At 39.2% G+C, this 19,039-nt stretch carries 14 protein-coding genes; 1 reads left to right on the forward strand and 13 read right to left on the reverse strand.

Annotation, left to right across the window (positions count from 1 at the left end; genetic code table 11):
- Nucleotides 1-88: 88 nt before the first annotated feature.
- From ltrA to LIZ66_RS15955, 5 genes are all read right to left on the reverse strand, one after another.
- Complete coding sequence (gene ltrA, locus LIZ66_RS15940; RefSeq protein WP_227201044.1) at nt 89-1,369, reverse strand: group II intron reverse transcriptase/maturase; 1,281 nt, start codon at nt 1,367-1,369, stop codon at nt 89-91.
- Between the two features lie 652 nt (nt 1,370-2,021).
- A complete protein-coding gene (locus tag LIZ66_RS15945; protein WP_227201043.1) occupies nt 2,022-3,413 on the reverse strand; it encodes an aminopeptidase in 1,392 nt (463 codons plus the stop codon).
- Nucleotides 3,414-3,601: 188 nt separating this feature from the next.
- Nucleotides 3,602-5,332, reverse strand: a complete 1,731-nt coding sequence (locus LIZ66_RS15950) for an ABC-ATPase domain-containing protein (protein WP_227201042.1) — start codon at nt 5,330-5,332, stop codon at nt 3,602-3,604.
- Nucleotides 5,333-5,721: 389 nt separating this feature from the next.
- Nucleotides 5,722-5,835, reverse strand: coding sequence for a DUF6783 domain-containing protein (locus LIZ66_RS20205; RefSeq protein ID WP_306797108.1), 114 nt, complete (start codon nt 5,833-5,835; stop codon nt 5,722-5,724).
- Between the two features lie 97 nt (nt 5,836-5,932).
- Nucleotides 5,933-6,664 carry a histidine phosphatase family protein gene (locus tag LIZ66_RS15955; protein WP_226855407.1) on the reverse strand — a complete coding sequence of 244 codons (732 nt, stop codon included), beginning with the start codon at nt 6,662-6,664 and terminating at the stop codon, nt 5,933-5,935.
- Nucleotides 6,665-6,988: 324 nt separating this feature from the next.
- Here LIZ66_RS15955 and LIZ66_RS15960 point away from each other — a divergent pair, with 324 nt between their 5' ends.
- On the forward strand, nt 6,989-7,555 hold the full coding sequence (locus LIZ66_RS15960) for a PLP-dependent aminotransferase family protein (protein ID WP_227201041.1): 567 nt from the start codon (nt 6,989-6,991) through the stop codon (nt 7,553-7,555).
- A 13-nt stretch (nt 7,556-7,568) separates the two neighbouring features.
- Here the strand turns inward: LIZ66_RS15960 and LIZ66_RS15965 are convergent, their stop codons facing one another.
- The 8 genes from LIZ66_RS15965 to LIZ66_RS16000 all read right to left on the reverse strand — a co-directional run bounded on the left by LIZ66_RS15965 (nt 7,569) and on the right by LIZ66_RS16000 (nt 18,816).
- Complete coding sequence (locus LIZ66_RS15965; protein WP_173771645.1) at nt 7,569-8,144, reverse strand: polysaccharide deacetylase family protein; 576 nt, start codon at nt 8,142-8,144, stop codon at nt 7,569-7,571.
- Between the two features lie 22 nt (nt 8,145-8,166).
- Complete coding sequence (gene gnpA, locus LIZ66_RS15970; protein ID WP_227201040.1) at nt 8,167-10,350, reverse strand: 1,3-beta-galactosyl-N-acetylhexosamine phosphorylase; 2,184 nt, start codon at nt 10,348-10,350, stop codon at nt 8,167-8,169.
- Nucleotides 10,343-12,244: a hypothetical protein gene (locus LIZ66_RS15975; RefSeq protein ID WP_227201039.1), complete on the reverse strand. Its 1,902-nt coding sequence runs from the start codon at nt 12,242-12,244 to the stop codon at nt 10,343-10,345. The genes gnpA and LIZ66_RS15975 overlap by 8 nt, the downstream gene beginning before the upstream one ends.
- 17 nt (nt 12,245-12,261) lie before the next feature.
- On the reverse strand, nt 12,262-13,095 hold the full coding sequence (locus LIZ66_RS15980; RefSeq protein WP_173716996.1) for a carbohydrate ABC transporter permease: 834 nt from the start codon (nt 13,093-13,095) through the stop codon (nt 12,262-12,264).
- Complete coding sequence (locus LIZ66_RS15985; RefSeq protein WP_173771639.1) at nt 13,095-13,979, reverse strand: carbohydrate ABC transporter permease; 885 nt, start codon at nt 13,977-13,979, stop codon at nt 13,095-13,097. The genes LIZ66_RS15980 and LIZ66_RS15985 overlap by 1 nt, the downstream gene beginning before the upstream one ends.
- A 236-nt stretch (nt 13,980-14,215) precedes the next feature.
- Nucleotides 14,216-15,487, reverse strand: a complete 1,272-nt coding sequence (locus tag LIZ66_RS15990) for an ABC transporter substrate-binding protein (RefSeq protein WP_173719145.1) — start codon at nt 15,485-15,487, stop codon at nt 14,216-14,218.
- A 112-nt stretch (nt 15,488-15,599) separates the two neighbouring features.
- The gene (locus LIZ66_RS15995; RefSeq protein WP_173719144.1) at nt 15,600-17,264 is read right to left on the reverse strand and encodes a sensor histidine kinase; all 1,665 of its coding nucleotides are present in this window, start codon (nt 17,262-17,264) and stop codon (nt 15,600-15,602) included.
- Entirely contained in the window at nt 17,254-18,816 is a 1,563-nt protein-coding gene (locus LIZ66_RS16000) for a response regulator transcription factor (RefSeq protein WP_173771637.1), read from the reverse strand. Before LIZ66_RS16000 ends, LIZ66_RS15995 begins: the two co-directional genes overlap by 11 nt.
- Between the last annotated feature and the right edge of the window lie 223 nt (nt 18,817-19,039).

Below are 19,039 nucleotides of genomic sequence, written 5' to 3' on the forward strand. Positions count from 1 at the left end.
GAAGATAAAAATACCGTCTACATCAGACTGAATTTTTGAATTGTTAGACAGTCTGGCGTACCGTTCGGTACACGGCGGTTCAATCAACTTAGCAAGTGACACACCTTTCGGTGTAGTAATCTAACATTGAGACTAATCCAAATGAGGCTAGTCTTTTGTTGGTAATTACATAATTCAATGCCCCGCTACATACATGGGCTATCCTCGCTCCTGTGTATGCTATCGAGTATGCATCTTCTTTATTCATTCCAAGTTTTATCAGATTCTCAGCACGGTTTTGTGGTGTTTTCCAATGTTTCCAAATGCACATACGAAGTCTGTACCTGATATTACTGTCAAGTTCTTTGCAGAGTGTTTTCATACTTCCTATCTTGAAGTAGTTAATCCACCCTCTGATAAGCTGATTGAGCTTTTCCACCTTGTAGCTGTTGCTAACGCCCCAACTACGGCAAGTGAGTTTTCTCATTCTGTTCTTAAACTTCGCTACTGATTGTGCATGTGGTTTCGCCTTAAACTGATGCGCTCTTGTGTCATAGTAGAATCCAAATCCAAGGTATTTCAGTCCGCTTGGTCTGTCTACTTTGCTCTTAGTCATGTTGACCTTAAGCCCTAATTTCTCTTCAATAAAACGAGATATATTTCTCATTACCCGATTTGCAGACATTTCACTTCCAACCATGATAATACAGTCATCAGCGTAACGTACAAAGTTAAGCCCTCGCTTTTCCATTTCCTTATCAAGTTCATTGAGCATAATATTTGCCAACAACGGCGAGAGATTTCCTCCTTGCGGTGTTCCCACAATAGAATCCTCATATTCGTCGTCAATCATGATTCCGCTGACAAGATATTTCCTTATGATAGAGATAACATCTCCATCTTTAATAGTTCTGCCTATTGTAGTCATAAGCTTGTCATGGTTTACCGTGTCAAAGAACTTTTCCAAGTCAATGTCTACAATCCAATCGTTACCATCATTCATCATGTCAAGTGCTGTTAGGATTGCTTGCTGTGCACATCTATTTGGTCTGAATCCGTAACTATGTTCATGGAATTGTTCCTCGTAGATTGGTGTTAATACCTGTGCAATAGCTTGCTGTATGAATCTGTCTGTTACTGTTGGTACTCCTAGGTTTCTGACACCGCCATCAGGCTTTGGTATCTCCACTCTTCGTACTGGTTGAGGTTTATACTTTCTTGTCCCCAACTGTTCCTTGATGATTTCGCCGTTCTTTTCAAGATGTTCTTTGAGTTCCGTGTACTTCATTCCGTCCACTCCCTCTGCACCTTTATTTCGTACGACTTGCAGATATGCTCTGTTGAGATTGTCGCTAGATAAAATCTGCTCCATTAGACTACTTGTGTCCATACGTTCTTTCCTTTCCGTCTCGCTTGATTTGACCATCTTTTACCCGATTGATTACGGCAGATGTTGCCATTTCTGCAATCCGAGACATACTCAAACTTATTGATTGTTCACCCCTTCGCTCCATTTCCATTACAGAAACTTCTTCACTACTATGGGCTCGGCTGACTTCTCACAATTCGTTGTTACTAGGCTAATGGAACCTCTGTGAGACCTCCACGCTTAAGGTGCTCGCTCTTTCTCTCCATATATCCGCCACATTTACTCTGCTACTACAAAGGTGATAGTTATTAGACTTCGTTGTATTTTGCCAACTTATCTCTCGTAGCCTAGCCTTGTATGTGATTTCTGTCCGTCGGACCAGAGATTTGCTTACAGCTTCCTTCAGATTCCACCTCACGATGGACACCCTTGCTGTTCAGCTATACACTTCCCACTATCTGGGCGTGTTCGGGACTTACACCCGTTAGAGCGCGCCCATGGCGCGCAAACAAAATTACGGACAGACATATAAAGTCTGCCCGATAATTTTTATAATTTACACAATCAACAAGCCAAAGTCCATGCTTGCATGAAACCTTAGCGACTGCTGCGATAACGAATCAAAACTCGCAGAGCGTGTTTTGTCTCGTTTCCAATTTTCTTTAGCTCTTACTTACGCATCCAGAAGGAACGCCTTATAAGCCTTCTTCGCCTCGTAAACATCCGCCTTGCTGGTAACCTCCCACGGTGCATGCATACTGAGAACAGAAACACCGCTGTCAATTACTTCCATACCATAAAGAGCTGCGATAAAAGCGATGGTTCCGCCGCCGCCAACGTCAACCTTACCAAGCTCAGCAGTCTGGAAGCAAACCTTATGGTCGTCAAAAATCCTGCGGACTCTTGCCACATACTCTGCATTGGCATCATTGGAGCCGGATTTTCCACGGGCACCTGTAAACTTGTTGAGAACGATACCTCTTCCAAGATAAGCAGAGTTCTTTTTCTCAAAAGCTTCTGCAAATGCAGGATCATAGCCGGCACTTACATCTGAGGAGAGCATGCTGGAATTCTTCAGAGCCTTTCTCAGTCTGAGATCTGAATACTGTCCCATTGCATCCAGAACCTCAGCTACGCTGTTCTCAAAGAAGTGAGACTGCATACCTGTTGCTCCCACGCTTCCGATCTCTTCCTTATCAACAAGGAGACAGCAGCTTGTACGCTTCGGTGCTTCCATCTCAAGAAGAGCCAGAAGGGAAGTATATGCGCAAACTCTGTCATCCTGTCCATAACCAGCGATCATGCTGCGATCAAGACCACAGTCACGAGCCTTGCCAGCGGGAACGATCTCAAGCTCTGCGGAAAGGAAATCTTCCTCTTCCACACCGTATTTCTCATTCAAAATACGAAGTACATTCTCCTTAACAGCCTCTTTCTTCTTGTCATCCGGAAGATCCTTCAGCGGCTGGCTTCCAATCAGGATATCCAGCTTCTCGCCCTCAACAGCCTCGGAAGCCTTCTTCGCCATCTGCTGTCCTGCAAGATGAATCAAAAGGTCTGTGATGTAAACAACCGGATCGTCCTCATCCTCGCCGACGGTTACATTTACAACAGTGCCATCCTTCTTCACAATTACGCCATGCATTGCCATTGGAAGAGCAACCCACTGATATTTCTTCACTCCACCGTAGTAATGAGTGTCAAGATAAGCCAGATCCGTATCCTCATATAACGGATTCTGCTTAATATCCAGTCTCGGAGAATCAATATGCGCACAAAGGATATTCATACCCTGTGCCAGATCATCCTCTCCCATATGGTACAGGGCAATGATCTTCTGCATTCCAACCTGGTAAACTTTATCTCCTGCTTTCAGAGCTTCGCCATTTTTCACCTTTTCTTCAAGGGAAACATAGCCTGCTTCCTCAGCCTCTTTCACAATCTGTGTGATACATTCACGTTCTGTCTTTCCTACATTTAAGAAATGACGATATTTCTTTGCCACAGTTTCCAGATCCTGCATATCAGCATCTGAATATGTGAGCCATGCGTTTGGACGTTCCATAATCTATATCCACCTTTCTCCTGTTTTCATTTTACACAGGGAAAATAATCCCTGTGTTTTCCTCATCCAAAATTCATTATAGCGTATAACCAGGTAAAAAGCTACCGGCAAATAGGTTTTCCTGCACAAATCTTTTGCCACGCAGTCCAATACTTTGCACTGCCTTTTGGGATATGGGCAAATCCGGTTCAGGGTCTCCTGTATCGGTTAAAGCATGCATATATTTCCTGTCGTCTTGGCACTGCATATCCGCAGGAAGTATAGCCTTCTGACAAAAAAGACAGCCCTTCTTTTTCCAGTTTACTGCAAAGCAGCTCCACGATTTCCGGCAGTGTTCTTTTCCCATCAATCAGCTTTTCCACTGCATATTTTAGCAATGCGCCTAAAGCTCCCGTCTGCTCACTGTCGATCAGCTGTTCCACATATCGCAGATCCACATCCTGTTTTCCAATGGAAAAACCATCTCTGCCATGTACCTTTACTTTCAGCCTTTCCGGCTTATCCTGCGCCTTAAAATGACCGTAATAATCCTTCTTGGAACCGTTCAACGGCGTATTTTTTGACATGATGCGATGGCTTTGTGGTGCTTTAAATCCAGCTGTCTTATTCTCATTTAAAGGATAATCCCTGCAAAGTTCCCGGACTTTTGCCGTGATATCTACTGGCATATAATTGTCCATCTGGATCATAGTATCTGCAATATGGAAAAAAGCCCCGGAGCTTCCGGCAACCAGAATTGTGGAAATCCCCTCCTTTTCATACAGATCCCGGGCACGTTCCAGAAATGGGGTGATCGGCTCTTTTTCCCGGCTGATCACATGCTGCATAAAGGCATCTCGCACCATAAAATTAGTAGCAGATGTATCTTCATCCAGCAGAAATACCTTGCTTCCTGCCTCTATTCCCTCCACGATTCCTGCTGCCTGGGAAGTACTTCCGCTGGCATCTTCCGTAGAAAAACAGGTGGTATCTTTTTTATTGGGCAGGTCATTTATAAACAGGGAAATATCCACATCTTTCACAAATCTGCCATCCTCAGAGCGCAGCTTCTGGGCTGTAGGATCCGTAATCACATATTCTCTTCCATCTCCCTGAATGTGGTTATACACGCCCAGTTCCAATGCATTCAGAAGGGTAGATTTGCCGTGATAACCACCACCAACGATCAACGTGATTCCCTTAGGAATTCCCATTCCGGTTATTTTTCCCTTATGGGGAAGCGCCATAGTCACCCGAAGACTTTCCGGCGAAGAAAATGTCACGCTCCCTTTCATCGGCTTAGATGAAATACCGCTCTCTCTTGGCAGAATCGCGCCGTCATTTACAAAAGCAACCAGAGAACGCTTCTTTAATTCTTCCCTGATATACGCCTGATCTTCTGCCAGGAAGATAGTGTTTTCCAGATCTTTTCCACTTAAATTTCTGTATACAAATGCTTTTTCCACACAAACCGGCAGAAATTCAAAGAAAATTTTCTCCAGCTCTCCCGCATTTATAGTACGTCCATTTGCCGGAAATCCTACAAAAAACCGGACGGTAATCCCCTGCTCTGTAATCTCACAGGCCGTTCGCTCCAGCACCTCCTGACCGCATCTTGTCACAGAAATAAGTCCGCTTTTTCCAGAGCCTTTTGCCCGAAAAGTATAGCGGTTCACCTGCTGTTCAAACTGTCTGATAAGATAGTCTGCCAGAGTAATTCTGGTCAGTTTATCTTTATAATATTCCGCTGGAAATCCAGCTTCTCTGTGGGAAATTTTCACACTGACATGGGACGGTGACGCAAATGGATCGCCCTGCACATGATCAATTGACAAAACATATTTCTTAAACTGATATACCCCTTTCAGGGATTTATATGCAGGATAGCTCTTCCGATTGATGGAATGAAGCATGTCCTGCAGCTGGGATGATGATTGCATAAGTACCTCCATTGTCTATAAAAATGAATATCGCCAATCACTGATATTACTGTCTAAATCTTCACCGCACTCAGCAGTAAAGCCACTACGGCATTCAAACATACATGAAGCACGAGCCAATTCCCGCCCCTTCTCATATATGTTTCCTATTTACTATAGACAATATTTCCAGACTTGTCCAGCCAGGATTTTCCTCATGCTTAAGTTCACCTTTCGCACATTTTCCCACAACGTAAAACCACCGCCCAGTCAGCGTTCTTGCCAACAGACGGTGGTTTATTTATACATTTTTAGGGAAAGGAAAGAGTTTTTCTTAAGAGTTCTTTCTCTTAAGATGTATATATCATACCTCATAATTGTGAAAAGCATTTGTCCAAATTCTAATAATTTTATAAAATTTCTAAAATGAAAATAACTAATTCGTAACTAGAGCGTGTTTGAAAAATCATTCCCGCAATCCGCACGCCCCACTTTGCGGTATATTTTGTCCCTGTTCTTCCCATTGTGTCCTACTTTCAGAACATAACTCTTACCATCCGTTAGTACTTTGAAGATTACCGTTCACGCCTTTCACAACACCACACTTCTCAATGCACAATGTCAGTCGTGTCTCTGTTCCTCATTTCCATACGCTTCGCAAAATCTTGCAGCGAATGCCGGTGGTTCGTTATTGGCATAAAGGTGGGAAATATCACCGAAAGAGCTCATGCGGAAAGCTGCGATTCCCTGACGGCGTTCTTCTGTGGTCAAAGTTGTCACAGAGGATGGGGCGGCCACGCAGCCATGCCAAAGTACCATCGGAGAGATATTCAGCAGATGGCTGAGAAGTACACACTCCAATCCAAAATGACAGAAGAAAATAATCGTGTCATTATTCTCTTCATTTACTTTATAATAGTGACCTTTCCTCTCATATCCATGCTTCGCGAGAAGCTTGTCGAACTCCCCGATCACACGGTCATACTCTTCTTTCACATGACCTTCCTGCATAGCCTCATTCTCAAACCAGTGGTCATACTGGAAAAAGCGCTCGTCTGCCATCCAGTCCTGTGGCAGCCAGTCCCATGCAATAATCTTCTTATCTTTCACATCCGGGCGCCAGATCTGACAGGGAAATTCCTTCAGCCATTCACACTCTGTAGCTGTTCTTCCCATCTTTTTCAAGGTCGGAGCCGCAGTATCCTTCGCTCTTCCAAGGGGGGATACATAGAAAGCTTTTACATCTAATTTGGAAAGCTTCTGTGAAAGATACTCCACCTCTTTCCAGCCTTTTTCTGTAAGGGAATCTATATCATAATCCGGGTCACCATGGCGTACAATCAATAATTTCATAATGTCACTCCTCGTAATTTGCTTTTGAATCACTAATAATTTCAAGCTATTTCTTATTTCATTGAACAGTAACGATTTTAGCATATCTTCACAGATAATTCACCATATTTCTTACCGTCATTTCTTTACAATTTTTGTGAAAGAAGTATATAATGATGCTATATCAAAGGGTCTTTTGACGCTCATATCTTATATGAATTCAAACAGACGCTGATCGGATCATACTTTAATAAATACAAGAACTAAGTGGACGCAATAACCACTTTCAGATTACATTTTATTCCTCAATATAACTCAATTTACGATTTCAAGCGAGGTACCCACATGAAAAAACTTGCCATCATTTTCCCAGGTGTCGGTTATACCTGCACCAAGCCCCTTCTCTATTATACTGCTTCCATGGCTGCTGAGCGTGGTTATGAAATCATCCGCCTTGACTATGGTCAGGACATTCATACCTTCCACGGCCGCACTCCAGCAGAACTGGAACCTATCATAAAACTGGCAATAAAAAGAACGCTTCCCCAGTTGGAAAACGTTCCTTTTTCTGAATACGATGATATAATTTTTATTTCCAAAAGCATCGGCACCACAATTGCCTGCCAGCTTGAAACAGCCCTGCAGCTGAAGGGAAAAGTCCATCAATTTCTTATGACTCCAATTCCTTCTACCCTCCGTTATCTCTCCGATATCAACGGGCTCTTCTTCGCCGGAACCGCTGATCCATACATGCCGGAGTCCAAGATACGTGCTGCTGCAAGAAACTTCCCCGATAAAACCGGCGGAATTTTCGAGGGCTGCAACCACTCCCTGGAGCAAAAAGACGACACTTTAGGTGCGCTGAAGAATGTCAGACTGATTGTAGAATGTCTGGATAAAATGCTAGTCTGATTTTTGTTTTCTATTAACAGGGAAGAAGCACTTCCCTGTTTGTTCCATAAAAGATATTATTATGTCCAATTAATCTGTCTAAAATTTCTTCCATCCGTTTCCAGTTATTATTTACATCAAACTCATAGCTGTGTCCCCATATGTAAAATAACTGCTTTTCTTCACTTTTTTCTTTTAAAAATTTCTCCAGAAGTTCCCATATATTTTCGTCAGCATGATGACAAGTTGGTTTAAATATCAATAAATTCTTTTGTAATTTAAATGCTCCGGAAGACACAACTGACCGTGCATATTGAATTTTACATTTTTTCAGTATCTGAACCACTTCATCATTATATGTTCCATAAGGATACGCCATACCGGTAATCTGGCAGCCAAACATCCGTTCCAGATTTTGTTTATCCAGGAAAACTTCATTATATACAGTGTCTTTATCAAGCTTTGTTAAATCTTGATGAGTCAATGTATGAACCGCGATTTCATGACCCTTATACAATTCTTTTAATCCTTCTGCATTCCACTGTTTATATTGAATGTTGCTTTTACATGATAATAGTTGAACATGGCTACCAGTCTCCTGTCCTGGCAAACTCCATCATCATAGCTAAATGTTACTGCCTTTTGTTTCCCATCCCACATATATTCTGTAGCCTCGTTTCATATCCTTCAAGCTGCATGCTCCAAACGGCTCCTTCACATACAATCTTTGTTGTTTGTTTCTCTCCTGAATTATTAATAACAACTAATTTTTGTGCGTCTGGATAATAGGCACATTCCACATGCAGATTATCTGTAATGCATTCTGCCTGTTCTTCCCGTCCAGCCTCTAATATCAATTGCAACAATAATCTGGTACTTTCCTCTGAAAAAGCAAATCCCGTCATATAAATTCCACTTCCTTTTCCAAACTGGTGTCTGGTAATACCCGGATACCCACCTGCAGCCTCTGCCAATACCTCTGTTTTTTTATCTGTCAGGTATATATGTTCCATTACTGGCCATTCCAGTATATCTAATATATGATTTTGTGGTGCTTTTACTTCATACTCCCATTTTCCATGACATACCCTTGCCCCATTATCTTCATCTACGCCCAGTACCTGTGCCAATCTGAAAAACGTATCATATCCACTGGTTGCTGATGGCTCGCCAATTCCAATAAAACAGCCCCCTTCATATACCCACTTTGTAATTGCCTCAACAACTTTCACGTCTTTCCAGTTATCACCGCCACTCCATGCGTCACCCGCTTTTCCTGCATTAATAATGACTTTGTATCTGGATAAATCTCCGCTTCTGGCTGTCTCAAAATCAATAAAATCAACATCCACAGGCAAACCTGAAAGCGCCTCATTTATATGAATCAAATTATGCATATATGTTTCATGAAAATGTCCAGACAAAGTCCATGAACGCAATTTGCCCCAACAATGTAAAACCGCTACTTTGGTTTTCAATGTCCAAGGCTTTCCTTTTTCATGGAAAGACTTCAACATGCGAAATTCATCTGCAACTTTTTCAATGTAATCGCAAAAATCCGGATAATTCTCCGTAAGATGTAAATATCCGCCTAATCCAATTCTTTGAATCGGTTCACGCAACAATGCACGCCTTACATTTCTCCAATACTGCATTGCATCCCTTGTAGGATTTCCTCCTTCTGTAAATGTAGGTGCTCCTCCAAGCCCCACCGGGAAAAGATAAGGATGAAGCCTGAGTTCATGAACTTCTGTATCTACACCTGCACAAAGACGTGCTTCATACCCAGAAAATACGCATTTAATAATCCCATCAAAACCAAATTCAGAAAATCTGTCATTATATGGTTCAATTCCAACCCAGCTGTCATCGTAAAATACATAAGCCTTTTTTCCATATTCATGCACAATATTTATTAGTTTTTTTCCAAATGAAATTACAAAATCATTAATAAATTCCATCCAGTCTTTTTTTGCTTTTGTTGGCGGCATATGGGTTACCTGATATTTCCCCTGATTCACAAAATCCTCTGCGGTAAGTGCATATCCATATTTCTGTTCGAAATTGTGTAAAGCAAGAGGACTTACTGTAAAATCGTAGGAGCCCCAGTCTGTAAATAAATTTCTTTTTCTGGCATCGCTTCCCCAAATCCAGACAAAATTATAAAACATAGAGGTAAAACGAACCACTGTAGTTGCAGGATGTTCTTCGCACCATTCTTTCATCCAATTAATTAAATAAACCTGTGTTTCAGCGTATACAGGATCTATCGGTATAAGATGCTCTTTATCCCAGTTATTGGTAATATGATTATACATGGAAATTTCTTCCCAAATTCGATATGCCAGAAAGCTTACTGTATATTTGTGCCATAATACACAGTTTTCAATCCTGACAACACCTTTTTTCTTATCATAGCTCCAGTTTTCTTTATTTACTTCCTTGTCAGTTGTGCGGTCATACACCTGCCAGTACCCCAAAGCTTCTGCACTGTCATTAATTTTAAACTGCTCCTGAAAAAACTCTTTTAAAAGCTCTAGTTCCAGACAATGCTCAACTGCAGTTTTCGGTTCTGTGACAAGAAAAGTCTGCTGCAATTTGTCCAAATTTTCCATAGCCCAGGGATTATGACCGCGGATAATACAAATAGTAGAATAAATACCATATCCTGCCTCCGTTATCTCCGGAGACAGTTCTGTCCCATCAGAATCCCTTATTACATCTGCTCCCCATTTTTTTGCAAGTTCTAAGGTCAATTTTTCATAACCAGCCTCACCAGGCAATGTAAAGCCACCTTTATTTTCTAACTCAGTCATAATTTTTGCCCTCTTTCAAGTAGTAGTACAATGCCCAGTCCTGATCATTTGCCCATGGATCCGCATACTGGCATCTTACGTTGTTAACCATAAAAGGATATACATATGCGCAGCTTGCACTTCCGTCACTATTTATCATACTTAGTACACCTCGCAATGAATTTTCCGCCTTTACGCCATATGATCTCTCACCGGTTATTTTTTCATATTCCCGAAAAGCAACACCACTTAAAGAACTCCAGTAATGTGGAAATGTATCTCCAAGGTTTTTGTACTTTCCAAACCAATATCCATCCCAATGACGAACCGCATTTTCATACATATGAAAATCTGGCTGATGTCCATTAAACAGTACCAGTACAGCTAATTGTTTCTTTCCTTCTTCCAGATATAATATTTTTCCTGTAAGTTCGTATAACTGAAAAAGATAATTTACTGCTGGGGCAACAATACTCTGCTCATATTTTACTTCATGCGGTGGATAACATAATCCGTTTTTTATAAGCATTTCGCCATGTATTTCATAATATCTCAGAAGTTCCTCAGCCTCTCTTTCCATACCACCCGATTTCAACAGTTTCACAGATTCCAGCATAGGGATTCCAATTGCATAGAATGAAGCTCCGTCTTGTGCATAATAAGATTTCATAATTTTATACATATTTTTAAGATCAGCAACCTCATTATACAACCTGTATCTTTCCATGAAAAAAATTGCGAGCCATGGATAATTGTACAAACGGTTCCAAGTATTATCTCTTCCTGCATCATTGTATACAATACCTGTATTCTCGTCGTAGAGCTCTCTGTATATGTATTCGGTATATTTCTGCAGTGCTTTTTCCACTTTCATATCTTTATTTTTCTGCAGCCAGAGCGCCAGAAGTGCCCCCATTCCCACTCTTTCCCTGCCACCGTTATGATCGTATTCTTTTTCATAAACCAATCGCTTATCTTCATTATCATAGGTGAGAAATGCACCATCCAAAAGGCTTCCACTGCAAAAATACTGCTGTTTTTCAGCAATAAATCTGCATCTTTTTTCTGCAAGCTTCTCTATCTTTGGCAATACCAAAATAATAGCGGATGTACTGTATTCTTTACACTTTATCAAGAACTCTTGTTCTCCTTGACTTACAGAATCCATTTTAACTTTGTAATCTATACAATTACCATTTTCTGTTTTTTCCGCTGAAATTTTTTCTCCTGCAAGAGTAACTTCGATTTCTTTTTCACGCCATATTTCTTCATCTGCTTTTATGTGAAAACATAAATCTTCACCCTCGAAATAAATTCCATGCTCCAACTGTATCAGCAGCTGTCCTTCCTGATGAAGCAGTTTTTCCTCAAACTCCCTTTGACTGTCATACCAGAAAAGATCCCATTGAATCACAGTTCTTTCTCCTGGTTTTAAGTTGTTTATTTTCGGATTTAATATAATAGTTCCGCGGTCATTACTGAGCTCTTTTTCATTTCTTATAATGCTGTAATCTTCTATTTTTCCTTTTTTCAGAACCAACCCAAGATTTGGTTTTTCTCCTCCCATTCTGATCCCGGCAATATAGCTCTGACTTTCGCCACAACGGATGTGTGCATGACAACGCTCTCGCATACAGATTTCAGCAGCCGTATAATTATCCGGAAATGGTACTGCAATACCAATTTCTCCTTTTTGTGGGAAATACTCCCAATTCCGATTGTTAACGAAAATATATTTTTCAGTTATCTTTCCTTCTGTAGATACCGTTCTTTCTATTCTACCTGTAATTCCGTCTGGAAGAAACATTTCTCCCCATTTTTTACCTGTGGCAACCCAGTCCATTTTATATTTGTCATTTTTGTTTACAATGCTTTCCAACTGATGATTTTCATTCTCTTTAACAATAAATTCCATACCTAATCCTCCATATATCATCCTTTTACAGATCCCGCCATTACACCACTGATAATATATTTCTGCATAAATATATAGAAAACCAGCAGAGGCAATATACCTAATACCATCATTGGAAACAGACTAGTCCAGTCTGTAGAAAACTGACCGATATTGCGATATACTTCCTGCAAAATAACATCTTTTTCTCTTTTCTGTATAAAATACAACGGTCCCATAAAATCGTTCCATACATTTAAAGTATTTAAAATTACGATTGTAGCGATCATCGGCTTCAGCAATGGAAGTACAATTGTACCAAAAATTCTAAATACTCCTGCACCGTCAATTCTTGCAGCTTCTTCCAGTTCTATAGGAACTGAAGAAATGGAATTTTTCATTAAAAAAGTAGCAAATGGAATATTGATAGCAATATCAATAAAAATAACTGCTGTCAGCGTATTCATTAAATCCAGGCTTCTTACCAGCTTGTACAGACCAAGAACTGCCATCTGGTATGGAAACATCATTCCGGAAAGAATTACCAGAAAAATAATTTTTGTAATTTTACTTTTCTCTTTACGGTTTAAAACATATCCACACATGGTACTGCTCATCACAATGCCAAATACCGCACATACTGTAATAATAAGAGTATTTCCAAACGCTCTTGGATACTGCATTTTTTCAAACGCATTGATATATGGTGTAATATCCCAGGAAGACGGAAGTGCCATCGGCTTTGCAGCCGCTTCAGTTCCTGACTTAAACGTAGTAACAAGCAGATAATAAATAGGAGTTAAAACAATAAACGTGATAATTAGCAAATAAACATGCTTCAAAATCTCCATAATATTTTTTTTCGTTTTCATCAATTTAAATACTCCTCCCATTTTTTAAATATTCCAAGCATTACAGCTGAAACAACCATTGTCATCAACAGAAATACAATTCCAAAAGCGGATGCATAACCGAAATTTCCATCTGAAAATTTTGAGTACATCAATGTCAGAATAGTTTCTGTCTGATGTGCCGGACCTCCGTTCGTAGTTGACAAGACAAGATCAAATACTTTCAGACCTGAGATCGTGCTTGTTACAAAATTAATTTTTATGGCAGGTGCAAGCCCTGGTAATGTAATATGCCAGAACTGCTGCCAGCTGTTAGCTCCGTCCACAGAAGCAGCTTCATAAAGATCTCCACTGATACTTTGCAGGCTTCCTATATAAATTACCATAGACCATCCAAACCACTGCCACACTGAAATTGCAATTATGGAAAATATAGCGATTTTTCCATTTCCGAGAAAGTTGATTTTTTCAAATCCCAGTTTCAAAAGCACCTGGTTTATCAAACCATAATCACTTGCAGACAGGATATATTTCCAAAGATATCCAACAACCAAGGTGCTTAATACTGCGGGTGCAAAAAAGATTCCTCGGTAAATTGTTCTTCCTCTTAATTTGGAATTCAGAAGCACTGATACAGGAAGAGAAATTAAACTTTGAATGGATACTGTAAGGATTGCAAATACCAGGGTATTCTTTAATCCTTTCAAAATAATTCCATCTGCCAAAAGCTGTTTATAATTTTTCAATCCTGAAAAAACGATATCCGGCGAAAAATTAGTCCAGTTATAAAAACTGTATTTTGTAGTAAAAATAAGCGGAATGATAAAAAACACAGAAAATATAGAAACCGCAGGTATTGCCATGAAAATATATGGCAGATTTCGTTTTACATGATTGGCATTCATACTCTCCTTGCCCTCCTTCTTTTTATGTTTCTATTATAAATTTGATCTTTTTCTCTATAAATCCAAAAAAATTTATATGACTATCGTTTTTTTTATATCCCATTTACTTTTGTTAATTCTATTGATAACATTAACCTCTATTGCACAAAAACAGATCCTGCAAAAAGCTCATTTGCTAAATGCAGGATCGGTTTAATAAATTATGGATAATTTTAAATTTGTTAAATGATTACAATTTACTCATATCTGATTGAGTCAGCTTTTGTATCAATAGCTTTCACAAGATCGTCTCCACTGATATCTCCGGAAATAACACCCTGAAGCTGAGCAGTAAACTCATCAAACAAGGACTGACTTGGAAGATTTACACTCCATCTGTCAGATGGGAATGCAATATTTCCATTGTTAATAATATCTGCAACATATTCATATTCTTCAGGCATCTGAGCCTCAACTCCGCTTCTATAGCTGGTTCCGCCAACATTTGCATCAGCAAATGCCTGCTGAACTTCAACGGAAGCCAGTGCTGTTAAAGTAGCTTCTGCACCATCATGATTTTCCGTATTTACATTAATACCGAAGCATGCAGCTGGTCCGCCTAAAACATATTCATTTTCTCCTGTTTCACTAAGCTGCGGAAGCATTTTAAAGTTAACTCCGGATTCTTTCAGCTCTGTATACTGCCATGGACCTCCATGAAGGAATGCCACTTCTCCATTTTTAAAGCTGTTCAGCATTTCCTGGCAGGAAATTCCCAGAGACTCAGAAGCGATCAGTCCTTTTTCAACTAATGTACACCATTTATTAACACAGTCGTTAATATGTCCGTCCATAGTTACTTCACCCAAAGCAAATTTGGTGTCGAAATCAGTTCCATCAGGGTTTGCTTCTTCATTATTATGATAATAAGAATTTTCCAGATACCCCAGTAAGCTGGATGTTGCAGTTGAGTCATCCGCAATCCCAAAACCATATGCAGTATAGCCTTTTTCATTAATAGTCTCGCAAGCAGCTACAAACTCATCAAATGTTTTTGGAATTTCTACTCCACATTCCTCAAGAATCGAAGCATTACACCAGATTCCGGAAAACCATCCATAGGAAGGAATTCCATAAATTTTTCCATCAGCACTGCAAAGCGACATTCCAGCCTCATTAAACTCTTTTACAAAATCATAATCCGAAATGTCTTCCACGTTACCAGCTTTGATTTCGGCTGGATAGTTTGTTCCATCCATAATAATGTCTGGGCCTTCTCCAGATGCAAGCTGTGTGCTAAGTACATTATTATAATCAGTATTTGCAACATATGTGTACTCAATCACATACTTCCCATCCATCTGCTCATTTACCTTTTCCAGAATAGGATTCATGTCATCCTCATCATACCATCCCATCAAGGTTACCGTCTCTGCATCATCCGCCATAACCAGATTGGAACCGCCTCCAACTACCATTACTGATACAGTGCATGCTGTAAGAAACATGCTAATCACTTTCTTTTTCATTTTTTTGCTACCCCTTTCGTTTATTTTTAAATTGCTTTAAGTATAACGTTCACAGGATACGAAAAAAATAACAAAAAACTTATCTCATTATCAAATTTTTAAGATTTATATCCTATACTTTTCGTTCCAGTGTAATAAAATCTCTTCGTAATTTGATTATAGAGGTAGTTCCTCCCGGACCTGCAAAAATTTCCACACCGTATCCTTCCCCACACAGAATACGAATTCTCTTGTCAACATTGCTTACCCCATAACCAAATTCTTCATGGGACATTTTTCCCTGACCAATTTTTTCATACAACTCAAGTCCATTATCCCTGACAGTCATATAGAGTTCATTATTTTCTGCATAAATCTCAATGGATATTTTTCCTCTTTTTTCTCTCATGCAGTCAATGCCATGCTCAATTGCATTTTCCACCAGAGGCTGCAAAATAAAAATTGGAACCATCTGATCTAAAAGCGAGGGCTCAATTTTATACTCAACATCGAAGCCTTCATCGTGCGCCATAAGCTGCAGTTTCACATAGGCCTTTATATTTTCCACTTCTACATTCAAATGGTCTACGTTTATGCCCTTGTTAAGAGCAGTCCTGTAAAAAGTACCCAGTTCCGTAGTTATCTCGTAGATTCTGTCTTCTCCTTTTTCAATGGCTATCCAATTAATTGCGGAAAGATTGTTATAAAGAAAATGCGGGTTAATCTTTGACTGAAGCAGATCCAGTTCCAGGCTTTTTTTATCCAGTTTCGACTTATACACTTCATCAATAAGCGTTTGTATTTTCCGTAGCATTTTATTAATATTTTCCGCCAGCTCTCCAATTTCATCCTGGGAACTTTCTGCTATCTGAATCTCAAAATTTCCATCTTTTACTTTCTTTACCTGGTCAATAATCTGATACAAATAGTGCAGCAAAGATCTGGCACTTTTATTAACTCCTATAAATCCAAGCAGCAACAGTAAAACTACAATTACAACAGAACCAATGATTCTTGGATGAAAAGCACTTGAGAAATAAGAAGCATCAATTCTGTAAATAATTTTCCAACCGGTGTCATTTAGATTTCTTTCCTCTTCATAGCCAGCACTGTTTTCATTAACTTCCCCCTCATTATTGTATTCTAACAACACAGCTGAACCATTTTTCACCTGGATGTCCACTGGCATTTCCGAGAACATGGATATACTGTCAGAAAAAACTTTTTCCTTTACTTCTGCTCTGAGAACGCCATATACCCGATTTGGAAGGCTCATGGCAATTCTGCGTGTTATAAAATATTTTCCATTTTCATTCCACCACAAAGTATCTGCGCTATTCCAACTCGCTTCATACCAACTGTTATCTTCCAGATCGGAAGCTTTTTTGAATACTGCATCATTGTTAGAAATCCTTTTATCGGAATAAACCTCCATCTTTGAAAAATAGCTGTTGGAAAGCCAGGCGTTATAAATCAGGTTATTTACATTTGAAGTCATCTGAATGCGTTTCTTATACTCAGAATCATCTAAGCTGAGAAATTCCCTTAGTACACTGTTGCAGGTCACATATAATACGGATTTTTCGCACATCTTTATCTGATTCTCAATATTCAGGTGGTTCCGCTCAATGTTTTCTTTCGCTTCCAGAAGCTGCTGCTCCTTGATAAAATTTGTAGATGAGTACAATACAAATATCTCCAGAACCAGCACAGGAAGCATAACTAACAGCGTGTAAATGATCCTTACTTTATTCAAAAATGATTGTTTGTTGATTCTTTTTGCTATCCTATTCACCATTTTGCACCCTTTCCCTGTACTGCACCGGACTGCAGCCTTCATGATTTCGGAAAATAGAAATGTAGTAAGACACATTCAGGTATCCTACCCTCTCCGCCACATCACTTACTTTCATATTTGTCTGACGCAAAAGTTCTTTTGACTTTTCAACACGATACCAGGTAATAAATTTTACCAGATTTTTTCCAGTTTCCATTTTATATAAAGTACTTAGATAGGCAGAGGATACCTGCAGCTGCTCTGCGATATACGATACATTTAAATCACTTTCACTGTATTTTTCATAAACCAGTTCTTTTGCCATGCGGACCAGGCGGTTTTCTTTTACCTCTTCTTTTTTCTCTTCCTGCATTCTATCCAGAACGTTTTCGATTATCTTATTTACCTCTTCCAGTGTCCTTGCCTGATATATTTTCTGAATACATGGTACCATGTCCACATTAGAGTCTGTGTACTCACTGATCTGCTTCATCGCATCCGTAAAAGTATATTTTACATAAATTGAACTAAAGCCAGTCTGCTTCATTATATAGGCAAATACTTTCACAAATTCCTTCTTTATTCCGGAATAATCCTGCATTCTGGCGCAGTTAAATATCCTTTCAAAATACAGGGAAAGCATGTCATTTTCCTTTTTTAGAAAATAATCTTCATCATGAACCAATACCATACTTTTGGATACAAAAAACTGATAGTCAAGCTGGTCTTTCAATTCTGTATATTCTTTTTTCAGTTCTGTAAGACTTTCGGTCTTTTTTCCCAATATAACAAAAATATTTACCTGATATTTTTTCTGGGATTTTTCGATCAATATCTCACATTCTTTTTTCGTTTCTGCTGTCCGATAAAAATCTCTTTCCCGGATCAATAACACTACGATCTGGTTATCTGTGTTTGTAATGATCACAGTTTCTTTTCCAAAATATTCCCTGATATCTTTCAGGTACTCTTCCCATTCAATAGAAAACAAATTAGAATAACAGGAAATAATTACAGGTATACAGATTTTTTCCTGCACAACACTGGTGAATTCATTTTCCAGAGTTTCCCAATGATTTAAAATTCCCTCTTCCAGTTCTTCAGACTCCAGATAATTAAGCAGATTCCAGCTCAGTTTTTGCTGTGCGGCCTCTTCCTTCGCCTGTATGATATCATTTCTATTTTTCTTTTCGATCTCTTTTTCCTGGCAGATTTCTATGATCTTTTCAAAAAGAGCCTTAAACGCATCCAGTTTAACTGGCTTCAAAAGATATTCCTGTACCCCTAATGAAATGGCATTCTGTGCATATTCAAATTCACCATATGCACTGTAAATAATGCATATTGGATTCAGCCCTCTTTTCTGCGTTTCACGTATAAGCTGGATTCCATCCATATAGGGCATTTTTATGTCTGTGAGCAGAATGTCAAAATAATTTTTTTCCATTATTTTCAGCGCATCTTCTCCGTTTTGCGCAAATGCTGTTCTTAATGGAAACCCAAACCTTTTTAATAAAAGCGCAATTCCTTCCCGCTCTTTCTTTTCATCATCCACAATCAAAATATTGTACATAAACTCACCCCTCCATACATATATTTACTCAACTTTATTTCATCATAAAAGAAGCTTTATGTAAATACCGAAAAAATTACCTGAGTATCAATTTTTTATACTACGATACAAAACTTCTAATACACAAAAGAGTTACTATTTCCGCAAGTATCCCTGCACGCAGGTGATATCATGCTTATAGTAACTCTTTTATCTTTATAACAATATTTGCATTTTAATCCGC

Source organism: Blautia faecis (assembly GCF_020554845.1).
GTDB classification, from domain to species: Bacteria; Bacillota; Clostridia; order Lachnospirales; family Lachnospiraceae; genus Blautia_A; species Blautia_A faecis.

What these genes read in the sequence shown, in the direction of transcription:
- ltrA (WP_227201044.1), bottom strand. Translation starts at nt 1,369, where the DNA reads ATGGACACAAGTAGTCTAATGGAGCAGATTTTATCTAGCGACAATCTC.
- LIZ66_RS15945 (WP_227201043.1), bottom strand. Translation starts at nt 3,413, where the DNA reads ATGGAACGTCCAAACGCATGGCTCACATATTCAGATGCTGATATGCAG.
- LIZ66_RS15950 (WP_227201042.1), bottom strand. Translation starts at nt 5,332, where the DNA reads ATGCAATCATCATCCCAGCTGCAGGACATGCTTCATTCCATCAATCGG.
- LIZ66_RS20205 (WP_306797108.1), bottom strand. Translation starts at nt 5,835, where the DNA reads ATGGGAAGAACAGGGACAAAATATACCGCAAAGTGGGGCGTGCGGATT.
- LIZ66_RS15955 (WP_226855407.1), bottom strand. Translation starts at nt 6,664, where the DNA reads ATGAAATTATTGATTGTACGCCATGGTGACCCGGATTATGATATAGAT.
- LIZ66_RS15960 (WP_227201041.1), top strand. Translation starts at nt 6,989, where the DNA reads ATGAAAAAACTTGCCATCATTTTCCCAGGTGTCGGTTATACCTGCACC.
- gnpA (WP_227201040.1), bottom strand. Translation starts at nt 10,350, where the DNA reads ATGACTGAGTTAGAAAATAAAGGTGGCTTTACATTGCCTGGTGAGGCT.
- LIZ66_RS15975 (WP_227201039.1), bottom strand. Translation starts at nt 12,244, where the DNA reads ATGGAATTTATTGTTAAAGAGAATGAAAATCATCAGTTGGAAAGCATT.
- LIZ66_RS15980 (WP_173716996.1), bottom strand. Translation starts at nt 13,095, where the DNA reads ATGAAAACGAAAAAAAATATTATGGAGATTTTGAAGCATGTTTATTTG.
- LIZ66_RS15985 (WP_173771639.1), bottom strand. Translation starts at nt 13,979, where the DNA reads ATGAATGCCAATCATGTAAAACGAAATCTGCCATATATTTTCATGGCA.
- LIZ66_RS15990 (WP_173719145.1), bottom strand. Translation starts at nt 15,487, where the DNA reads ATGAAAAAGAAAGTGATTAGCATGTTTCTTACAGCATGCACTGTATCA.
- LIZ66_RS15995 (WP_173719144.1), bottom strand. Translation starts at nt 17,264, where the DNA reads ATGGTGAATAGGATAGCAAAAAGAATCAACAAACAATCATTTTTGAAT.
- LIZ66_RS16000 (WP_173771637.1), bottom strand. Translation starts at nt 18,816, where the DNA reads ATGTACAATATTTTGATTGTGGATGATGAAAAGAAAGAGCGGGAAGGA.